The organism is Comamonas sp. GW821-FHT11H03 (genome assembly GCF_058807955.1).
Genome location: NZ_JBXARF010000001.1, coordinates 332,797 through 350,186 on the forward strand (window position 1 = coordinate 332,797; position 17,390 = coordinate 350,186).

A 17,390-nucleotide genomic window follows, 5' to 3' on the forward strand; every position below is an offset into this window, starting at 1 on the left:
CGCTGTATCCAGGAACCTCAAGCACGAATGCTCAAAAATTTGGCGGTTTGAGACAGGGGCTGCAATTTCAGCTCCTGCCAGCGGCGGCCGCTCGCATCGATATGGACGGCTCCGAAGAAACTCGGGGAGTGCTCAGGCGCGGGCTCGGACCTGGAAAACGCGTCGGCGCCACGCAGGCCAAGCAGACGATCGGCCAGCAGGGCCGCGTTGACCTCCAAGGCAGGGTTGAAGGCCAGCAGGCTGCAGTCCATCAGTTCCTGCTCATTGCGGACATTTCCATGGCCCAGCAATTGAGCCAGGTCCACAACCCCCATCAAAGCACCGCGCAGATTGGCGATGCCCAGAAACCAGGCCTGTGTGTATGGGACGGGCTGAACGCCAGTCCAGGGAAAGATTTCTCCCGCCTGATTCAGCGGCAGCAAATAATCCCGTCCGCCAGCCTGCACTGCCAGCCAGGCAGCCACGCTGACGCCTTCGCTGCGTGCTGCCTGCAGACGCCCGGCCAGACGGGATTGAAGATCTCGGAGGGCTTCACGGTTCGCCATAAGCAGCGCAGCTCGTTACAGAGCGGCGATCTTGGCTTGCAGCTCGGCTGCATCCACGGGCTTGGTGATATAGCCACGTGCGCCCTGACGCATGCCCCAGACCCGGTCGGTTTCCTGATTCTTGCTGGTGCACATGATGATGGGCACATCGGCATACAGAGGATCGCGCGAGATGGCGCGCGTCAGCTGAAAGCCGTTCTGTCCGGGCATGACCACGTCCATCAGGATCAGGTCGGGCTTGTCTTCGGCCAGGCGCTTCATCGCTTCCTCGCCATTTTCCGCAGTACGCACCTGCATGCCCTGCTTTTGCAAAATATCGCTCAGAGCCATCAGCTCCGTCTTGGAATCGTCAACGACCAGAACTTTTTGAATTGTCATGATGCAGCTCCCACATCTGCAGCTTGCAGCGCGAATTGTTGTACGGCTTGCAGCAATTGATCTTTGGTAAATGGTTTGGTCAGATAGTCTTGACAGCCCACCATGCGACCGCGAGCCTTGTCGAATACACCGTCCTTGGATGACAGCATCACGACGGGCGTACTGGCAAAGCGAGCATTGCGCTTGATGATGGCGCAGGTCTGATAGCCATCGAGCTTGGGCATCAGAATGTCGCAGAAGATGAGCTGGGGCTGGTAGTCGTTGACCTTGGACAGTGCATCGAAGCCATCATCGGCAAGAAGAACTTCGTGACCACCTTGCTTGAGGAAAATTTCAGCGCTGCGGCGGATGGTGTTGCTGTCATCCACAACCAGAACGCGCAAAGGCGCAGCAGATGCTGTCACGGTGAATCCCTCCCAATTCGGTCATCCATGGAATCGAGTGTCTGTGGCACTCAGATTTCCACCATTTCAAAGTCTTCTTTGCGTGCACCGCATTCCGGGCATGTCCAGTTCATGGGCACATCTTCCCAGCGGGTGTTCGGAGCAATTCCATGTTCGGGGCAGCCTTGGGCTTCGTCATAAAGCCAGCCACAGGTCAAACACATCCAGGTTTTAGGGTCAGTCACAGCTTAAAGGGGCTTCACATAGAATGCAACGATTGTATCTAGTCACAACCCCGGCTCCCACCCTTGCATTCCCGGGTGCAAACTGGGGTGCGCCATGGCATTGAATCCCATCTCCTCTCCCCCCCCTCGCCGCACCCGCCAGGAAGAAGCGACAGAGTCCGCTCCCGTCTGCGTGCTGTCCTTCAACAGCAGTGACCCCTGCGGAGCCAGCGGACTCTCGGCCGACATCGCCACCATCTCCTCCATCGGCGGTCATGCGCTGCCGGTGGCCTGCGGTGCCTACGCCAGAGACACGGCCCGCATCTACGAGCACTTTGCACTCGACGACGAGGCGGTGACCGAGCAGGCGCGCATGGTGCTGGAGGACATTGCCGTCACCGCCATCAAGGTCGGCTTCGTGGGCAGTCCCGCCAATCTGGCCGCCATTGCCACGATCTCCTCGGACTACCCCGACATTCCCATCATCAGCTACATGCCGGACCTGTCCTGGTGGGAGGACGACAAGCAGGATCAGTACCTGGATGCGTTCAAGGAGCTTGTCCTGCCTCAAACCTCGGTGTTGGTTGGAAACCACAACACGCTGTGGCGCTGGCTGCTGCCGGACTGGGAAAACAGCCGCGCGCCCACGGCGCGCGATATCGCCATGGCCGCCGAGGCGCTGGAAGTGCCTTATGTGCTGGTGACCGGCATCCCCCTGCCCGACCAGTTCGTGGACAACGTGCTGACCACGGCCCAGTCCGTATTGGGCAACAGCAAGTACGAGCTGTTTGACGCCACGTTCACAGGTGCCGGTGATACGCTGTCCGCAGCGATCACGGCCCTGCTGGCCACCGGCAACGATCTGGGCGCCGCAACCCTGGAGGCGCTGGAATACCTGGACCACAGCCTGGATGCAGGCTTTCGCCCCGGCATGGGCCACTATCTGCCGGATCGTCTGTTCTGGGCCCAGCCCACCGAGGACGAGGAGTCCGAAGACGAGCAGGCCGAAGACGCCACTGATGACGAACCCGACTCCAAGCCGATTGAAGGCTTTGTGATCCCCTCTCATGACACAAAACACTGATCTGAATATCGCTTTGTTCGAACGCGCCAAGGGCGTGATCCCCGGCGGCGTGAACTCGCCCGTGCGCGCTTTTGCCGCCGTGGGCGGTACCCCCCGCTTTGTGAAGCGCGCGCAAGGCGCCTATTTCTGGGACCAGAACGATCAGCAGTTCACCGACTACATCGGCAGCTGGGGTCCCATGATCCTGGGCCACGGCCACCCCGAAGTGATCGAGGCCGTTCAGGCCGCAGTGCTCGAAGGCTTCAGCTTCGGCGCCCCCACCGAACGTGAAGTCGTGCTGGCCGAGAAGATTCGCGCCCTCATGCCCAGCATGGACATGGTGCGCCTGGTCAGCTCCGGCACCGAAGCCGGCATGAGCGCGCTGCGCCTGGCGCGCGGCTACACCGGCCGCAACAAGATCATCAAGTTCAACGGCTGCTACCACGGCCATGCGGATGCGCTGCTGGTCAAGGCCGGCTCGGGCCTGGCCACTTTTGGCGCCTCTTCCTCGGCGGGTGTGCCTGCCGATGTGGCCAAGGACACCATCGTGCTGGAGTACAACGACGTGGCCCAGCTCGAGGAGGCCTTTGCCAAGATGGGCAGTGACATTGCCTGCGTCATCATGGAGCCGATTGCCGGCAATATGAACTTTGTGCGCGCCTCGGTGGACTTCACCCGTCGCATCAGCGAGCTGACCCGCGAGCATGGCGCGCTGCTGGTCTATGACGAAGTCATGACGGGCTTTCGCGTCGCCCTGGGCAGCGCCCAGAGCCTGTACGCCAAGGAAATCGAAGGCTTTGCGCCCGACATCACCGTGATGGGCAAGGTCATCGGCGGCGGCATGCCCATGGCGGCGTTCGGTGCCCGCCGCGAGATCATGGAAAAGCTCTCGCCGCTGGGACCCGTCTATCAGGCCGGCACGCTGTCGGGCAACCCCATTGCCACGGCCTGCGGCCTGAAGACGCTGGAGCTGATCAGCCGTCCCGGCTTCCACGCCGAGCTGCACCTCAAGACCGGCCACCTGATGCAGGGCCTGAAGGCCGAAGCCAATGCCGCCGGCATTCCCTTCAGCGTGGACTGGCAAGGCGGGCTGTTCGGCTTCTATTTCCTGCCCGAGCTGCCCACGCACTACGCCCAGGTCATGAAGACCGACGGCAAGGTCTTCAACAAGTTCTACCACGGCATGCTGGAGCGCGGCCACTACTTTGCTCCGGCGCTGTACGAGGCAGGCTTTGTCAGCGCGGCGCACAGCGACGAAGATATCGACCGCACCATCGAAGCGGCACGCGAAGTGTTCAAGACGCTGTAAATCCCCGCCCGCCCACCAGGCCCTGCAGTCTATGCCTGCAGGGCTTTTTGTTGTTGCGGCCGACAGTGAGCGCAGCTGGGCAGCTCGCCGAGCTTTTCTCAGGGTCGCTGAAAGGCGGCTCTGGCGCGCTCCACTTCAGCTCTGGTGATGCAGCCCGGCGCATGGTCGTTGACCATGCCCATGGCCTGCATCAGCGCATACATGGTGGTCGGCCCGACAAACTTCCAGCCGCGCTTCTTGAGCTCCTTGGACAGGGTTTGCGACTCCGGTGTCTGGGCCTGAATGGTCCCTCCCGTCGAGGGCACAGCCGGCTGATGGCGCCAGAAGAACGCGGCCAGCGAGCCTTCGGCCTGGACCATTTCGATGGCCCGCTGGGCGTTGTTGATCACGGCCTCGATCTTGCCGCGATGGCGCACGATGCCGGCGTCCTGCAGCAGGCGCTGCACATCGGCCTCGCCGAACTGCGCCACGCGATGGAAATCGAAACCCGCAAAGGCGGCACGGAAGTTCTCGCGCTTGTTGAGAATGGTCAGCCAGCTCAGGCCGGACTGAAAGCCTTCCAGACAGAGTTTCTCGAACAGGCGCTGATCGCTGTCCACCGGGAACCCCCATTCGCGGTCGTGATAGAGCACATAGCCCGGCGTGGCCAGACACCAGCGGCAGCGCTGCTGGCCGTCTTCGGCGGACTGGGTGGGGGAGCGGGTCGGCGTGGTCTCGGTGGGTTCGGTACTCATGCCCAGCACTCTAACCAATGCAAAAGCCCTGCAGGGCATTCCCTGCAGGTCTTTTATTTTGATAGCTACTTTCGCTTGTTACCAAACGATTTCAGATAGAAAACATACTGAAATCCTTTTCTATCATGCGCTAGCAGCTCACTTTTTATCTGCCTGAGCCAGTCGCGAATGGCGCATGCCATAGGCCATGTAGATCAGCGCTCCCAGCGCCATCCAGCCCACAAAGCGCAGCCAGGTCAGCGTGGTCAGATTCAGCATCAGATAAAAGCACAGCAGGGCCGAGAGCACAGGCAGCACAGGCACAAAAGGCACTCGGTAGCCGGCTCCGGCGTCGGGACGCTTTTTGCGCAGCACCAGCACGCCGATGCTGACCAGCACAAAGGCCGACAGCGTGCCGATGTTGATCATCTCCTCCAGCAGCTCCACCTTGGTAAAGCCTGCCAGCAATGCGACGACGGCACCCACCATCAGCTGCAGGCGTACCGGCGTCTTGCGCCTGGCCGAGGTCACGCTCCAGCTGCGCGGCAGCAGGCCGTCGCGCGATAGCGCCATCAGGATCCGGGCCGAGCCCATGAGCAGCACCATGACCACCGTGGTCAGACCCAGCAGCACGCCCACGGCGATCACCTGGGCAGCCCAGTTGGCGCCCACGCTGATGAAGGCTGTGGCCAGCGAGGGATTCTCGGCCTTGGCCAGCTCGGTATAAGGCACCATGCCGGTCAGCGCCAGCGTGACCAGGATGTAGAGCACCGTCACCAGCGCCAGGCCGCCGAAGATGCCGCGCGGCAGCGTTTTCTGTGGCTCCCTGACTTCTTCGGCCGAGGTGGCGACCACGTCGAAGCCGATGAAGGCAAAGAACACCAGTGATGCGCCCGAGATCACGCCCAGCCAGCCGTACTGGCTGGGGCGGGCACCGAACAGCCAGGCCAGCATGGGCTGGCCCCAGACATCGGCGGTCACGCCATGGCCTGCCACGGGCGGCTGGGCCGGCGGCACAAAGGGCGTGAAGTTCTTCAGGTCCATATAGGTGAAGCCCACCACGATCACGAACAGGGTGATGGCGATCTTGATCAGGGTGAACACATTGTTAACTCGGGCCGACTCCTGCGTGCCCAGGATCAGCAGCCCGGTGAACACCGTCACGATGAAGAACGGCCCCCACTCCAGGCTGATGGCTCCCAGATGCAGGGTGCTGGGAATATCCACACCTGCCGTGGCAAACACCGTGGACAGGTAGATGCCCCAGTACTTGGCGATCACCGCGCCGGCGGCAATCATCTCCAGCAGCAGATTCCAGCCGATGATCCAGGCCACGCCCTCGCCCAGCGTCAGATAGGTATAGGTATAGGCGCTGCCCGTGACCGGCACGCTGGAGGCAAACTCCGCATAGCACATGGTGGCCAGCGCGCAGGTGGCAGCCGCCAGGATGAAGGAGAAGATCACGGCCGGTCCCGCAAAGCTGCCCGCCGCGCGCGCACCCACCGAGAAAATGCCGGCTCCGACGGCCACGGCCACGCCGAGAATCATCAGGTCGAACGCGCCCAGGCTGCGTTGAAGTTGACGGCCCGGCTCGTCCGAATCGGCCAGCGCCTGTTCAATGGTTTTGGTTTTCAGCCACTGCATGCATATCTCCGGGCTCTTGGAGGAGATCGTAAACACGTCTTAGCCGCGCTTTTTGCGCGGCGCCTTCGGCCCGGTCCTTTTGTTCAAAACGGCATCCTAGGGATTTCACCAATAACGCGCAGATTCCCTGCAGCATCACCAGTCCATTTGCATGTTTTGTGCAGGCCCGGCTGCACACCCGTCTCAAAACAGACTAGTCAGGCCCACGCTTCACAAAGCCTGCACCGCGCTCAAAAATCGCGCTGCAGTCCTGCATGCAAGCGAGCACTGACGCAGGATTCGCAATGGGCCGGGCCAGCCCCGAAAAGTCAGATGCGCGGAGGCTGCGGCGGCACATCGGCCGGACGAATCAGCAAGCACAGCACTGGCACCAGCAGCAGCGCAGTGACCACATCCAGCACATGGTGCTGATGCACCAGCATGGTTGAGGCGCAGATGGCCGCGCTCCACAGCGCAATCAGCAGACACAGCCCCCAGCGACCACGCTGCCATTGCGCCTGGCAGATGGCCAGACAGGTCAGCGCCGTGTAGACGATGTGCAGCGAGGGCAGCAGATTGTGCGGCTTGTCCACCAGGAACATGGTCGCAAAAATGCTGCGATAGGGCTCGAATTCGGGAGTCGCGCGCTCGAAGGCCAAATTTGCCGGGAACAGCACGAAGATCAGACCGCAGATCAGCGTACCCAACACCTGGCGCTTGCCCAGCGCCGCCGTACCGGGCTGTCCCACCAGCCAGAACGGCAGGGCCAGAAACGGGAAAAACGAGAAATAGACAAAGATGAATTCCGGCACCAGCGGAATCATGGCATCCCAGCGCGTGATGAAGTCATAGCGCTGCTCGCGCAGGCTGGCCAGCCAGTTGGCCGTGGGATAGATCGCGTAGGTGGCGATGTTCACCCATATGGCCCAGAAGACAAAGCCACGCTGACGGGCCAGGGCGTGCACAGGCCTGTGCGGGGCTTGATCGGCTTGACTCGGCACAGGAGCGGGCGCGGGTTTTCTCATGTGCGGATTATGAAAGCAAGGCCGGCCCCCCTGCGTAGGCTGCAAAGCAAAAAAAGCTGCCAGCGCCAAGCGCCAGCAGCCTTTGAATTCACGCAGGATCTCCGCAACCGGGCTTATTGCGCCGCAGCCGATAGCGCCTGAGCCGACAGCACCCAACGGGCCATCTGCTGAGAATCGGCCTCGCTGATTTGCGGGTGGCGCGGCATGATCACATTGCCCCAGACACCTACGCTGCCGCTGCGAATCTTGTCTGCCAGATAGCTCTGGGCATCGGCTTGCGAGCCGTACTTCTGTGCGATCTCCGTAAAGCCCGGGCCCACAAATTTGCGGTCCAGACCATGGCAGCGCATGCAATCTGCGCTCTCCACCAGCTTTCGGGCTGCCGCCAGCTCGGGCTTGGCTGCAACCAGCGTATCAGCGGCCTTCTCGGCCGTGCTGACCCGCATGATGCGCCAGCCAATATTGGCCACACCTAAGGCGCTAGCCACCATGACCAGCCCGATCAGCCAGCCAATCCAGCGTGGACGCGGCGGGTAGTTTTCTTCGTCGTCGATGGGATCAGTCATGCCTAGCACCAGATTCACAAAAAAGTATGGCCGGCAGACGCCAGCCATTGAGCACATTACCCGAACAAGCATGTCCCATCAAAGGGACAGCGAGCAAGAGCCGCCTCGCAGCGAGGCTGTCGTCCCCCTCCCGATGCCAAGCATCGAGAGAGGGGGAAGGCGCGATAGCGCCTCAGGGGGAGCAATCAGTGCCTGAAGTGACGCACGCCGGTGAACACCATGGCCACGCCACGCTCATTGGCCGCATCGATCACTTCCTGATCGCGCATGGAGCCGCCGGGCTGGGCCACGCAGGTCGCGCCTGCATCGACCACCACGTCCAGGCCGTCGCGGAAGGGGAAGAAGGCGTCCGACGCCACGACCGTGTTCTGCAGCGACAGCTTGGCAGCTTCGGCCTTGATGGAGGCGATGCGTGCCGAATCCAGGCGCGACATCTGACCTGCGCCCACGCCCATGGTCATGCCGTTCTTGCAGAAGACGATGGCGTTGGACTTGACGAACTTGGCCACATTCCAGGCAAACAGCAGGTCCTGAAGCTCTTCAGGCGTGGGCTGCTTGACGGTCACGACCTTCAGGTCGGCCAGCTTGAGCTCGTGGTTGTCGGAAGTCTGCAGCAGCAGGCCGGAGCCGATGCGCTTGGATTCGATGGCGTTGCGGCCGTTGTCCCAGTCGGTTGCGCCGCCAGCGGGCAGAGCGATCTTCATCAGGCGCACATTGACCTTGGCCTTGAAGATTTCCAGGGCTTCGGCGCTGAACTCGGGGGCCATCAGCACTTCGACGAACTGCTTGGACACAGCTTCGGCTGCGGCCTTGTCCACAGGGCGGTTGAAGGCGATGATGCCGCCAAACGCGCTGGTGGGGTCGGTCTGGAAGGCCTTGGAATAGGCTTCGAAGGCGTTCGCGCCCACGGCCACGCCGCAGGGGTTGGCGTGCTTGACGATAACGCAGGCAGGGGTGTCAAAGCTCTTGACGCATTCCCAGGCCGCATCGGCGTCGGCGATATTGTTGTAGCTCAGCTCCTTGCCCTGCAATTGCACGCCGGTCGCCAGCGAGCCGGGAGCGGGGTACAGATCGCGGTACCAGGCGGCTTGCTGGTGGCTGTTTTCACCGTAGCGCAGATCCTGCACCTTGATGAAATGGCCGTTGGACTGGCCGCCGAACAGGGCGCGCTCGGGCACATATTCTTCGCTGAGCTTTTCGTCTTCGAACTTGACGCTAGACAGGTAGTCGCTGATCGCTCCGTCGTACTGGGCAATGCGGTTGAAGGCTGCCACGGACAGCGCAAAACGCAGCTTGTCGGACAGCTTGCCGTTCGCCTTGAGTTCGGCCAGCACGGCTTCGTACTGGTCGGCGGCGGTCAGAACGCCCACGTCTTTCCAGTTCTTGGCGGCGGAGCGCACCATGGCGGGGCCGCCGATGTCGATGTTCTCGATAGCGTCAGCCAGGGTGCAGCCGGCCTTGGCCACGGTGGCTTCGAAGGGATACAGATTGACCACCAGCAGGTCGATGGTCTCGATGCCATGCTCCTTCAAAGCAGCCATGTGCTCGGGCAGGTCGCGGCGAGCCAGCAGACCGCCGTGCACCATGGGGTGCAGGGTCTTGACGCGGCCGTCCAGCATCTCGGGAAATTGGGTGACTTCGGCCACTTCGGTCACAGGCAGGCCCACACCTGCCAGCAGCTTGGCCGTGCCACCGGTGGACAGCAGCTGCACGCCAAGAGCGTGCAGGGCTTGCGCAAATTCGACGATACCGGTCTTGTCAGAGACGGAGATCAGAGCTTTCATGGGCGTCAATTCAAAGTTTGGATAAAAACAAGCTGCAAGTGCAGATATATCAAGCACTTGCAGCTATGGATTCGGTAGCTTTATCGATTCAGAGCAGCTGGTGATCGACCAGCTTTTTGCGCAGGGTGTTGCGATTCAGGCCCAGCCATTCGGCGGCGCGCGACTGGTTGTTGTCGGCCTGGCCCATCACCACTTCCAGCAGCGGTTTTTCGACAAGACGAATCACCATGTCATAGACATTGGCCGGTGTTTCGCCCTCGAGATCGCGGAAATAGCCCTCCAGGCTATCGCGAACGACTTGTTCTAAATTCTGATTGCTCATGCAGCCATTTCTGCCGGTTCGTCCAGCTCGCTGCCTGGTTCAGCAGCGGCCGTGGCCGCCGGGATCCGCTCCATCTGCTGCCCTAGGGCATCCAGATAGTCGGCCACGGCCTGCCATTGCACCGCACAGTCCTCAATAGTGTTGATGTGTTTTCTGAACTCTTCCCCGCCCGGCAGAGCTCGCAGATACCACGCAATATGCTTGCGGGCGCTGCGCACGCCGACTCCCTCGCCATACAGGCTGTAGTGATCTTGCAAATGCTCGAGCAGCAGACGACGCAGCTCGGCCACCAGGGGGGGAGCCAGATGCTCGCCGGTGGCCAGAAAATGCGCGATCTCGCGGAAGATCCACGGTCTGCCCTGGGCTGCACGGCCGACCATGATGGCGTCCGCCCCCGTATAGGCCAGCACATCGCGGGCTTTTTCAGGACTGCTGATATCGCCATTGGCCACCACGGGCACCTTGACGGCCTGCTTGACGGCCGCAACCGTGTCGTACTCGGCAAAGCCCTTGTAGCCTTGCTCGCGCGTGCGGCCGTGCACGGTCAGCATCTGGATGCCGACATCTTCAAACTGGCGCGCCAGCACCACTGCGTTCTTGTGCGTATCGCACCAGCCGGTGCGCATCTTCAGGGTGACGGGCACGTTGTAGGGACGTGCGGCCTCCACCACGGCCTGGGCAATTTCCACGGCCAGCGGCTCGTTCTGCATCAGGGCGGAGCCCGCCCATTTGTTGCAGACCTTCTTGGCCGGGCAGCCCATGTTGATGTCGATGATCTGCGCGCCGCGCTCGATGTTGTAGATGGCAGCCTCGGCCATCATGGACGCTTCGGTGCCGGCAATCTGGACCGAGATCGGCCCAGGCTCGCCTTCATGGTTGGCTCGGCGACTGGTCTTGAGACTGTTCCACAAGTCCTTGCGGCTGGTCACCATCTCGCTGACCGCGTAGCCGGCCCCCAATGCCTTGCACAGCTGACGAAACGGCCGGTCCGTCACACCCGCCATGGGAGCGACAAACAGACGATTTGCCAATGGAATATGACCAATGTGCAGGGCGGGCATGGAGAGAATTGGGTTTCTGCGGCAGGCAATGTCTGACACAGACCGGGCGCTGGAAAAGAGGGCTGGATTATACCTGCTTAAATTTTCAGCAAAACCAAACTCCATGCATCACCCTGCGAGGCGAGTCACTATCGAGCCATGGCACCACCGGCGTCTCAGTTTTTACGCACCGGCATCTCAAAGTACTGCTCTGGATAGGGCTCGCTGACCAGCGTGTAATGCCACCACTCCTCGGGCAGATTCTTCCAGCCATTGCGCTGCATCAGGCTGCGCAGCCAGCGGCGGTTGTGCTGCACATCGGGCGACTGCTGGGCATTGTCGGTATGCGACTGCTCGTCAAAGAGATCGAAGGGCGTGCCCATGTCCACTTCGATACCGTCAGCCAACGGCCCACGCACCAGCTTTCCGGCACGCTTGGCATCCACCACCACCAGCGTCATGTCCACAGTGCTGGCGCGGCTGTGGCCCGATTTCTCGGCGATGTAGCCACGCTTGAAGAGCTCGCTCTTGGGCACGCGCGGGTAATACATATCCTTGTTTTTCTGATCGGCCATATCGCGACCCCAGCGCACAAAATCGTCGACGGCCGCCTGGGGGCGGTAACAGTCATAGACCTTGAGGGCCAGTCCCTGCCCTGCCAGCTCCTTTTGAACCGCTGCCAGGGATTCGGCGGCCACGCGGCTGAGCCAGCAAACCCCGGCCTCATAGCCAGCCACGGGGCGGCCCATGAAGTTGTGCTTGGAGACATAGCGCATGTCCTGCTTGATGCCGGGCGCCAGCGTCGCCAGCGGCACCAGATCGGCAGCCACCGTGGCAGCTGGTTTGGCATCAGACGGCGCGATGGTCTTTATGTTCGGTGCGCAACCAGCTATCAAAAGCAAAGCGACCGCCAAGCCTGCTGCCTGACTCGATCGCATCATTTTTTTTAGAGGGCTGAAAGCCATTCCTACTCCCATTGATCTGGCGTTACCGGATAACACCCGTGCACGCATTTGGATACGAAACCATATATCAACCGCCTGCAACCGGGCTGATGACTGAGAAATGACAGGATGCAAAGTTCAGGGAATTGAGCGCCCCGCCTAAACTAGCCGCCCTATGGAAGCGTGGATACATCAGTTGCTGCAATGGCTGGCCCTGCCCGAGCTGGGCCTTAGCACCGTGTTTGTCGTGGCCCTGGTCTCGGCCACCCTGCTGCCGCTGGGCTCAGAGCCCGTGGTGGCCGCACTGGTCTCAGCCAACCCCGACCTGTTCTGGCCCGCCATTGTGGTCGCCACGGCGGGCAACACGCTGGGTGGGGCCATCAGCTGGTGGATGGGACTGGCCGCCAACCAGGCCTGGAACAAGGCCAAAAAGCTGCGCCGACATGGAGAGCCGCCGCCTCAGAACATGCACCACAAGTCACGCTGGAACCGCATCGCCCGTTACTGGCTGCGCAAATACGGCGCCAAGGCCTGCCTGCTGAGCTGGCTGCCCGTCGTCGGCGACCCGCTATGCGCGGTCGCCGGCTGGGTGCGCCTGCCTTTCTGGCCTTGCGTCGCCTACATGGCAGTTGGCAAATTCCTGCGCTATACCTTGATGACGGCAGGCCTGCACCAGATCATCCTGCGGTTTTTCTAGATCAGAACTCGGTGTGCAAACGCACAGCCAGTGCGTTGACGGGCCCACGGTCCGCGTTGTATGCAGGGTTGCGGATATGCTGCCAGTCAAAGCTGATGCTGGATTGTTTGCTGATCGCCACGCTGTAGAACATCTCGAGAATATTCTCGGGCTTGTAGTTCAGACGCCCGTCACCAATGAACGGCCCCATCCCGCCCTCTGCCAGATACTGGCGGTGTGTGGACGAGAGGAAATTGCGCGCCACGCCTATGCCCAGCGTATCGTTCGCCCTTCCCCATTTGCGCCCCTGAATCAGCAGGCCTGCAGAAAGCGAGCGGTCGATTTCCGTGAAGGCATAGATTTCCGTCTTGCCATCCGCCCAGCTGCCACGAGCAAACAGACCCACGTCATCACTCAGCGCCTGCTCCAGGTTGATGCCGAAGCCCTGCTTGCTTCTGGCACCGTAGCGCGCAGCATTCAGATCCGGCACCGCCCCGGTCTGCGCCGCCAGGCTCAGTGCATCGTCATAGCGCGTCATCACGGCGTGGTTGCGAAAGACCAAAGCCCGCAGCTTCCCCGGCTGGCCGGCCAGCGTGTGTGCGTGGGCTACTTCCAGCTGATCGCCGTAGTGTTTGAAAATTCGATAGTCCAGCGGCTGTCCGTTGGGCTCCTTGGGCTGGATGAAGCGACCGAAGCGCACCTCCCAGTCGTCGTGAAACCACTCCAGCACCGCTCCCCAGCTATAACCTCGGGCATCTGCGGCATAGTCAAACGCGCCTTGAGCCATCAGCGACCAGTTCATGAACTGCGTGCGCGGATCATGGCTGTAGCGGTTGTTGTCAAAGAGATCGATGACCGCCAGATTGCCCACCGTGAGCACAGTACGGCGCTTGTCCGCCATGCCCGCCAACTGCCTTGCCTCCGACTCCACCGCCTCTTGCTCACCCCCCTGATTCCAGGTCTGGCGCAAGAATGCACGGGCGCGATAGAGCTTCAATTTTGCTCCAGAGGTTTTGGCCAATTCCCCATTGGTAAAGCCACCCAGGCCTGCCAGTCCCGACAGAGGAATGCCCTGCGCGCCTTCCAGATCAAGATAGACCTCCCCCCCGGCCCATGGACGGTATCCGAGCGATGCAGTGGTCGTGAAGGAGTAGCTGCGCTCGCGCCCTGGCAGCAAGCTTTTCTCTCCGGTGTAGGGTGCAGAAAAGGACGGCTTGCGCTGCCAGACATAGGTGGCCTGGAACTTGGCATTCCACTTCTCGGGCTCTGCGCCTGCCCCACCCGCATCAGTGGCTGACGCTGCTGCAGAGGCTTCTTCACTGCCTGCAGGGACTGGCTCTGCACTGTGCTGCGCATGAGCCGTCAGCCCCCACATCAAGCACAAGGACATCAAGGTGCCCGTGCAAATCTTTCCGAAACCCATTTTGTTATTGAATGTTCTTTGCTGACGCATTGACCGCTCCTGGCGAACCCGCCATTGTGAACTGGCAAACCCGTACACACTCCAAAAAATGCATGCGCAAAGTGCACAAGGAAACCGACACGAACAATTTTTACGTTCACCGTACAGGCACCCGCGACACCTGCTGCGCCCGCGAAGTGACGCCCGGCAGGCCAACCATGCGGCCAGCATCAGCGGATGCTCAGCTTCTCCAGCATGCGCACCAGCTCGGCAACCGAGCCAGCGTCCATCTTGCGCATAGCTTGAGATCGCCTGACTTTGATGGTGATCTCGCTGACATCCAGCTCTGCCGCGATCTGCTTGTTGAGCAGGCCTCGCACCACGCCAGTCAACACCGACTGCTCCCCACTGGACAGCGAATTCCAACGCGAGCGCAACTCCAGCAACTGCCCATCCTGCGCACGGCGCTGGCGATCAAGGGCAATACCTTGCTGTATGGCATCCAGCAGATCCTGATCGCGAAACGGCTTGGTCAGAAACTCTATGGCCCCGGTCTTCATGGCCTCCACGCTCATGGGAATATCTCCATGCCCGGTGATGAAGATGGTGGGAAAGCGCAGGCCCTGCTCCAGCATCTGGCGCCTGAACTCCATGCCGCTCTGGCCCGGCATGCGGATGTCCAGCACCAGGCAGGCCGGCCCCTCGGGCGGACTCAGCTCCAGATGGGCAAGAAAGTCGCGCGTCGCGCCGAAGGCGGACACGGCCAGGCCCACGGAGAGAAGCAAATCCTCGATGGCCGCGCGCACCGAGGCGTCGTCATCGATCACATACACGGTTTCGAGTTCAGCCAAGCTGGTGTCCTCCTGCTGCGGGCTCCCCCGGGGCGACGAAAGCCGCGATGCTCACATGGAACACTGCGCCGCAGCGCCCATCCTCGCGGTCCGTGGCCCAGATGCGGCCGCCGTTGGCCTCGGCCATGTGGCGGCTGATGTTCAGCCCCAGACCCATGCCCTCGCGCTTGGTAGTCCAGAAGGCGTCGAACAGATGGCTTTTGGCCTGCAGCGACAGCCCCTCTCCCGCATCGGTGACGGTCAGCACCAGCTGCTGGCCCAGCGCCTGGGTGGCCACGGAAATGCGCCGCTGCACGGCCGCAGTGTCCTGCATGGCGTCCATGGCGTTGAGCAGCAGATTGCCCAGCACCTGCAAAAACTGCACTCGGTCGCACCAGGCGGGCGCCAGGCCCGGCGCCAGTTGCAGGTCCATGGCGATGGCGCGCTGGTTCAGGTCCGCGCCCGACAGATTCACCATCTCGCGCACCGCCTCGTTGAGATCGAACTTCTGCTTGCTCGGCCCCTCGCCGCGCGCCATGGAGCGGATACGCGCAATGACCTCGCTGGCGCGCCGCGCATCGCCCAGGATGCGCTCCAGCGCCTGGCCGGCTTTTTCGAGATTCGGCGGCTGCTGGGCCAGCCAGCGCTGGCAGGCATTGCCGCTAGTGACGATGGCGGCCAACGGCTGGTTGACCTCATGGGCGATCGAGGCCGTCACCTGTCCCAGGCTGATGGCCTGAGTGATGCGCAGCAGCTGGGTCTGTGCCGCGTGGGCCGCATTCTGGGCGGCCACCATCTTCAGACCCAGATAGGCCGTGATGACGATGGCCAGGATGCTGATGCCCGTGTTGATGAGTCCGGTGCGGTAGGCGCCGGCCGGCGTCAGCGCAAAGCTGGCCAGGGTAAGCGCTATGCACAGCGCCGTGACGCCTATCACCAGGCGCGGGCTGAACCAGCGCACCGCCACGAGGATGACGGCCGTGTGGAACACGGCTGCGGCCACCGCATACTCGGTCAGCGTATCCAGCGCGAAGATGGCGGCCATGGTCGCGGCCAGGCCGGCCAGGATCAGGGTCCGGCGCAGATGCACAAAGCGTTGCGGTTCGGCGGTCATGGCATGCAGGGCAGAGCTCAGGGGGTGAAAGACCCGCTGATTGTGGCGCAAGATGCGCGCGCGCCAGCCCTGTCCACCGACTGCGCTCATCACAGCGCGGGCCGCTGGCCTATGCTCAGTTGCAGGTCCACAGTGGCCTTGGCCAGATCGGCATCGGCCTGCAGATAGCCGAGATAGGCATCATCGGCCGAGCGCTGGGCCGACAGCAGCTCCAGCAGCGAAGCCTGGCCGTGGCGGTAGGACAGGCGAATGCTCTCGAGCACGCGCTGCGCATCGGCCAGCACATTGCTGCGATAGCGCTCCACGTTCTCCTGCGCCGCCGCGAAGCGGAAGTAGGCGGAACGCACACCGGCCTCGGCCTTGTGCTGCGACTGCTGCAGCCCCAGCATGGCCTGGGTCACGACGGCCTCGGTCTGCAGCACCTCGCCGCGGTTCAGGCGCGAGAACGGGATGGGCATGCTCACCGAGACCGACAGCATGCGCGAGCGGTTGCCCGCGTCGAAGGCATTGCCCTGGGCATCCACACCCGCGGAGGTGGCCGAAATGGCGGTCATGCCCACGGCCAGCGTGGGATTGACCCAGCGGTTGGCCTGGGCCACACCGGCGTTGTCGCGCGCATTCTCCAGCGTGGCCTGGGCCACACGCACATCGCTGCGCACCTGCAGGGCCTGGACCACCAGGGCTTCGATGTTCTTGTCGTTCGCAAAGGGCTGGAAATCGCATTGCAGTTCCTCGGAGCCGAAGACCTCCGAGAGCTTGCGCCCCAGCGGCACGCTCAGGGCCAGACGCGAGGTCTGGGCATCGGCGCGCGCCTGGGTCACATCGGCCTGGAACTGGTCGCGCTCCACGCGCGACTGCCGCCACTCCACTGTGCCGATGTCGCCGGCCTTGCGCCGCACCTCGTTGGCCTTGACCACATCGGACAGGGCCTTGAGCGTCTGCTCCTTGCGCTCCAGAGCCTGGCGGTCGCGGCAGGCCTGGGTGAAGTCCTGGGCCGCATCGGAAAACAGCTGAGTGCGCAAGCCCTCGACGCCGGCCTCGGCCAGCTTCACCTGGCTGCGTGCGGCACGGATGCGGGCCGAGCGCTTGCCGCCGGTCTCCAGCTCCATGCTGAGCTCGTAGGTCCGGTTCAGCGGGCGCGGCAGGCCGCTGCTGACCTGTTCGCGCGCGGCCCCCAGCGAGAGCTGGGGATCGGGGCGTATGCCCGCGATGCCGACACCGGCCTGGGCCGACACCACGTTCTGTTGCTCGGATTGCAAGTCCAGGCTGTGCTGCTCGACAGCGTTCAGATAGTCGCTAAAGCGCAGCCCGGCGGCCGCAGGCTGCGCTGCTGCCTGGGCCAATGCCGCGCCGCCCAGGCCCAGCGCCGCCAGCAGCAGAGCCAGGCGCTTGAGGGAGAGGAAGGGAGATTGCATGGTGCTTCCAAGTTGGTAGGTATCGCGCGGGCCC

The 17,390-nt window shown here is 62.4% G+C and carries 19 protein-coding genes; 3 read left to right on the top strand and 16 right to left on the bottom strand.

Features of this window, described 5'->3' with window-relative positions:
- Positions 1-17: 17 nt before the first annotated feature.
- Genes AC1RTQ_RS01620 through AC1RTQ_RS01635 form a run of 4 tightly spaced genes read right to left on the bottom strand, consistent with a single transcriptional unit; the run spans position 18 to position 1,530 of the window.
- Positions 18-545 carry a chemotaxis protein CheW gene (locus AC1RTQ_RS01620; RefSeq protein WP_304352161.1) on the bottom strand — a complete coding sequence of 176 codons (528 nt, stop codon included), beginning with the start codon at positions 543-545 and terminating at the stop codon, positions 18-20.
- Positions 546-560: 15 nt separating this feature from the next.
- A complete protein-coding gene (locus tag AC1RTQ_RS01625) occupies positions 561-923 on the bottom strand; it encodes a response regulator (protein ID WP_003071159.1) in 363 nt (120 codons plus the stop codon).
- Complete coding sequence (locus AC1RTQ_RS01630; RefSeq protein ID WP_302089158.1) at positions 920-1,327, bottom strand: response regulator; 408 nt, start codon at positions 1,325-1,327, stop codon at positions 920-922. Before AC1RTQ_RS01630 ends, AC1RTQ_RS01625 begins: the two co-directional genes overlap by 4 nt.
- A gap of 50 nt (positions 1,328-1,377) precedes the next feature.
- On the bottom strand, positions 1,378-1,530 hold the full coding sequence (locus AC1RTQ_RS01635; protein WP_034399566.1) for a rubredoxin: 153 nt from the start codon (positions 1,528-1,530) through the stop codon (positions 1,378-1,380).
- A gap of 115 nt (positions 1,531-1,645) precedes the next feature.
- On the opposite strand from AC1RTQ_RS01635, the gene thiD reads away from it, so the two are divergent.
- Positions 1,646-2,614 carry a bifunctional hydroxymethylpyrimidine kinase/phosphomethylpyrimidine kinase gene (thiD, locus tag AC1RTQ_RS01640; RefSeq protein WP_304352160.1) on the top strand — a complete coding sequence of 323 codons (969 nt, stop codon included), beginning with the start codon at positions 1,646-1,648 and terminating at the stop codon, positions 2,612-2,614.
- Positions 2,598-3,902, top strand: coding sequence for a glutamate-1-semialdehyde 2,1-aminomutase (hemL, locus tag AC1RTQ_RS01645; protein WP_304352159.1), 1,305 nt, complete (start codon positions 2,598-2,600; stop codon positions 3,900-3,902). The genes thiD and hemL overlap by 17 nt, the downstream gene beginning before the upstream one ends.
- 98 nt (positions 3,903-4,000) lie before the next feature.
- Here hemL and AC1RTQ_RS01650 read toward each other — a convergent pair whose 3' ends face one another.
- The 8 genes from AC1RTQ_RS01650 to AC1RTQ_RS01685 form a co-directional block, all read right to left on the bottom strand.
- Positions 4,001-4,636 (bottom strand): DNA-3-methyladenine glycosylase I, encoded by a 636-nt coding sequence (locus tag AC1RTQ_RS01650; protein ID WP_492873883.1) that lies wholly within the window; start codon positions 4,634-4,636, stop codon positions 4,001-4,003.
- A 138-nt stretch (positions 4,637-4,774) separates the two neighbouring features.
- Positions 4,775-6,259: an amino acid permease gene (locus tag AC1RTQ_RS01655; RefSeq protein WP_492873885.1), complete on the bottom strand. Its 1,485-nt coding sequence runs from the start codon at positions 6,257-6,259 to the stop codon at positions 4,775-4,777.
- 308 nt (positions 6,260-6,567) lie between these two features.
- A complete protein-coding gene (locus tag AC1RTQ_RS01660) occupies positions 6,568-7,263 on the bottom strand; it encodes a phosphatase PAP2 family protein (RefSeq protein WP_492873887.1) in 696 nt (231 codons plus the stop codon).
- A 113-nt stretch (positions 7,264-7,376) separates the two neighbouring features.
- Positions 7,377-7,829: a c-type cytochrome gene (locus AC1RTQ_RS01665; RefSeq protein ID WP_492873889.1), complete on the bottom strand. Its 453-nt coding sequence runs from the start codon at positions 7,827-7,829 to the stop codon at positions 7,377-7,379.
- A 185-nt stretch (positions 7,830-8,014) separates the two neighbouring features.
- Positions 8,015-9,613, bottom strand: coding sequence for a bifunctional phosphoribosylaminoimidazolecarboxamide formyltransferase/IMP cyclohydrolase (gene purH, locus AC1RTQ_RS01670; RefSeq protein ID WP_492873891.1), 1,599 nt, complete (start codon positions 9,611-9,613; stop codon positions 8,015-8,017).
- 88 nt (positions 9,614-9,701) lie between these two features.
- Positions 9,702-9,935 carry a Fis family transcriptional regulator gene (locus AC1RTQ_RS01675; RefSeq protein ID WP_158393409.1) on the bottom strand — a complete coding sequence of 78 codons (234 nt, stop codon included), beginning with the start codon at positions 9,933-9,935 and terminating at the stop codon, positions 9,702-9,704.
- Positions 9,932-10,996, bottom strand: a complete 1,065-nt coding sequence (gene dusB / locus AC1RTQ_RS01680; protein ID WP_302089150.1) for a tRNA dihydrouridine synthase DusB — start codon at positions 10,994-10,996, stop codon at positions 9,932-9,934. Before dusB ends, AC1RTQ_RS01675 begins: the two co-directional genes overlap by 4 nt.
- A 155-nt stretch (positions 10,997-11,151) precedes the next feature.
- A complete protein-coding gene (locus AC1RTQ_RS01685; protein ID WP_302089149.1) occupies positions 11,152-11,805 on the bottom strand; it encodes a M15 family metallopeptidase in 654 nt (217 codons plus the stop codon).
- A gap of 289 nt (positions 11,806-12,094) precedes the next feature.
- Here AC1RTQ_RS01685 and AC1RTQ_RS01690 point away from each other — a divergent pair, with 289 nt between their 5' ends.
- Complete coding sequence (locus AC1RTQ_RS01690) at positions 12,095-12,616, top strand: YqaA family protein (RefSeq protein WP_012839739.1); 522 nt, start codon at positions 12,095-12,097, stop codon at positions 12,614-12,616.
- A gap of 1 nt (position 12,617) precedes the next feature.
- Here the strand turns inward: AC1RTQ_RS01690 and AC1RTQ_RS01695 are convergent, their stop codons facing one another.
- The 4 genes from AC1RTQ_RS01695 to AC1RTQ_RS01710 all read right to left on the bottom strand — a co-directional run bounded on the left by AC1RTQ_RS01695 (position 12,618) and on the right by AC1RTQ_RS01710 (position 17,356).
- Entirely contained in the window at positions 12,618-13,985 is a 1,368-nt protein-coding gene (locus AC1RTQ_RS01695; protein ID WP_492873895.1) for a carbohydrate porin, read from the bottom strand.
- Positions 13,986-14,227: 242 nt separating this feature from the next.
- Positions 14,228-14,848, bottom strand: a complete 621-nt coding sequence (locus AC1RTQ_RS01700; RefSeq protein ID WP_492873897.1) for a response regulator transcription factor — start codon at positions 14,846-14,848, stop codon at positions 14,228-14,230.
- Positions 14,841-15,941 carry a sensor histidine kinase gene (locus tag AC1RTQ_RS01705; protein ID WP_492874509.1) on the bottom strand — a complete coding sequence of 367 codons (1,101 nt, stop codon included), beginning with the start codon at positions 15,939-15,941 and terminating at the stop codon, positions 14,841-14,843. Before AC1RTQ_RS01705 ends, AC1RTQ_RS01700 begins: the two co-directional genes overlap by 8 nt.
- Positions 15,942-16,030: 89 nt before the next feature.
- A complete protein-coding gene (locus AC1RTQ_RS01710; protein WP_492873899.1) occupies positions 16,031-17,356 on the bottom strand; it encodes a TolC family protein in 1,326 nt (441 codons plus the stop codon).
- Positions 17,357-17,390 lie beyond the last annotated feature (34 nt).

What these genes read in the sequence shown, in the direction of transcription:
- AC1RTQ_RS01690 (WP_012839739.1), top strand. Translation starts at nt 12,095, where the DNA reads ATGGAAGCGTGGATACATCAGTTGCTGCAATGGCTGGCCCTGCCCGAG.
- AC1RTQ_RS01710 (WP_492873899.1), bottom strand. Translation starts at nt 17,356, where the DNA reads ATGCAATCTCCCTTCCTCTCCCTCAAGCGCCTGGCTCTGCTGCTGGCG.
- AC1RTQ_RS01655 (WP_492873885.1), bottom strand. Translation starts at nt 6,259, where the DNA reads ATGCAGTGGCTGAAAACCAAAACCATTGAACAGGCGCTGGCCGATTCG.
- purH (WP_492873891.1), bottom strand. Translation starts at nt 9,613, where the DNA reads ATGAAAGCTCTGATCTCCGTCTCTGACAAGACCGGTATCGTCGAATTT.
- dusB (WP_302089150.1), bottom strand. Translation starts at nt 10,996, where the DNA reads ATGCCCGCCCTGCACATTGGTCATATTCCATTGGCAAATCGTCTGTTT.
- AC1RTQ_RS01660 (WP_492873887.1), bottom strand. Translation starts at nt 7,263, where the DNA reads ATGAGAAAACCCGCGCCCGCTCCTGTGCCGAGTCAAGCCGATCAAGCC.
- AC1RTQ_RS01675 (WP_158393409.1), bottom strand. Translation starts at nt 9,935, where the DNA reads ATGAGCAATCAGAATTTAGAACAAGTCGTTCGCGATAGCCTGGAGGGC.
- thiD (WP_304352160.1), top strand. Translation starts at nt 1,646, where the DNA reads ATGGCATTGAATCCCATCTCCTCTCCCCCCCCTCGCCGCACCCGCCAG.
- AC1RTQ_RS01665 (WP_492873889.1), bottom strand. Translation starts at nt 7,829, where the DNA reads ATGACTGATCCCATCGACGACGAAGAAAACTACCCGCCGCGTCCACGC.
- AC1RTQ_RS01625 (WP_003071159.1), bottom strand. Translation starts at nt 923, where the DNA reads ATGACAATTCAAAAAGTTCTGGTCGTTGACGATTCCAAGACGGAGCTG.
- AC1RTQ_RS01620 (WP_304352161.1), bottom strand. Translation starts at nt 545, where the DNA reads ATGGCGAACCGTGAAGCCCTCCGAGATCTTCAATCCCGTCTGGCCGGG.
- AC1RTQ_RS01705 (WP_492874509.1), bottom strand. Translation starts at nt 15,941, where the DNA reads ATGACCGCCGAACCGCAACGCTTTGTGCATCTGCGCCGGACCCTGATC.
- AC1RTQ_RS01650 (WP_492873883.1), bottom strand. Translation starts at nt 4,636, where the DNA reads ATGAGTACCGAACCCACCGAGACCACGCCGACCCGCTCCCCCACCCAG.
- AC1RTQ_RS01635 (WP_034399566.1), bottom strand. Translation starts at nt 1,530, where the DNA reads ATGTGTTTGACCTGTGGCTGGCTTTATGACGAAGCCCAAGGCTGCCCC.
- hemL (WP_304352159.1), top strand. Translation starts at nt 2,598, where the DNA reads ATGACACAAAACACTGATCTGAATATCGCTTTGTTCGAACGCGCCAAG.
- AC1RTQ_RS01695 (WP_492873895.1), bottom strand. Translation starts at nt 13,985, where the DNA reads ATGTCCTTGTGCTTGATGTGGGGGCTGACGGCTCATGCGCAGCACAGT.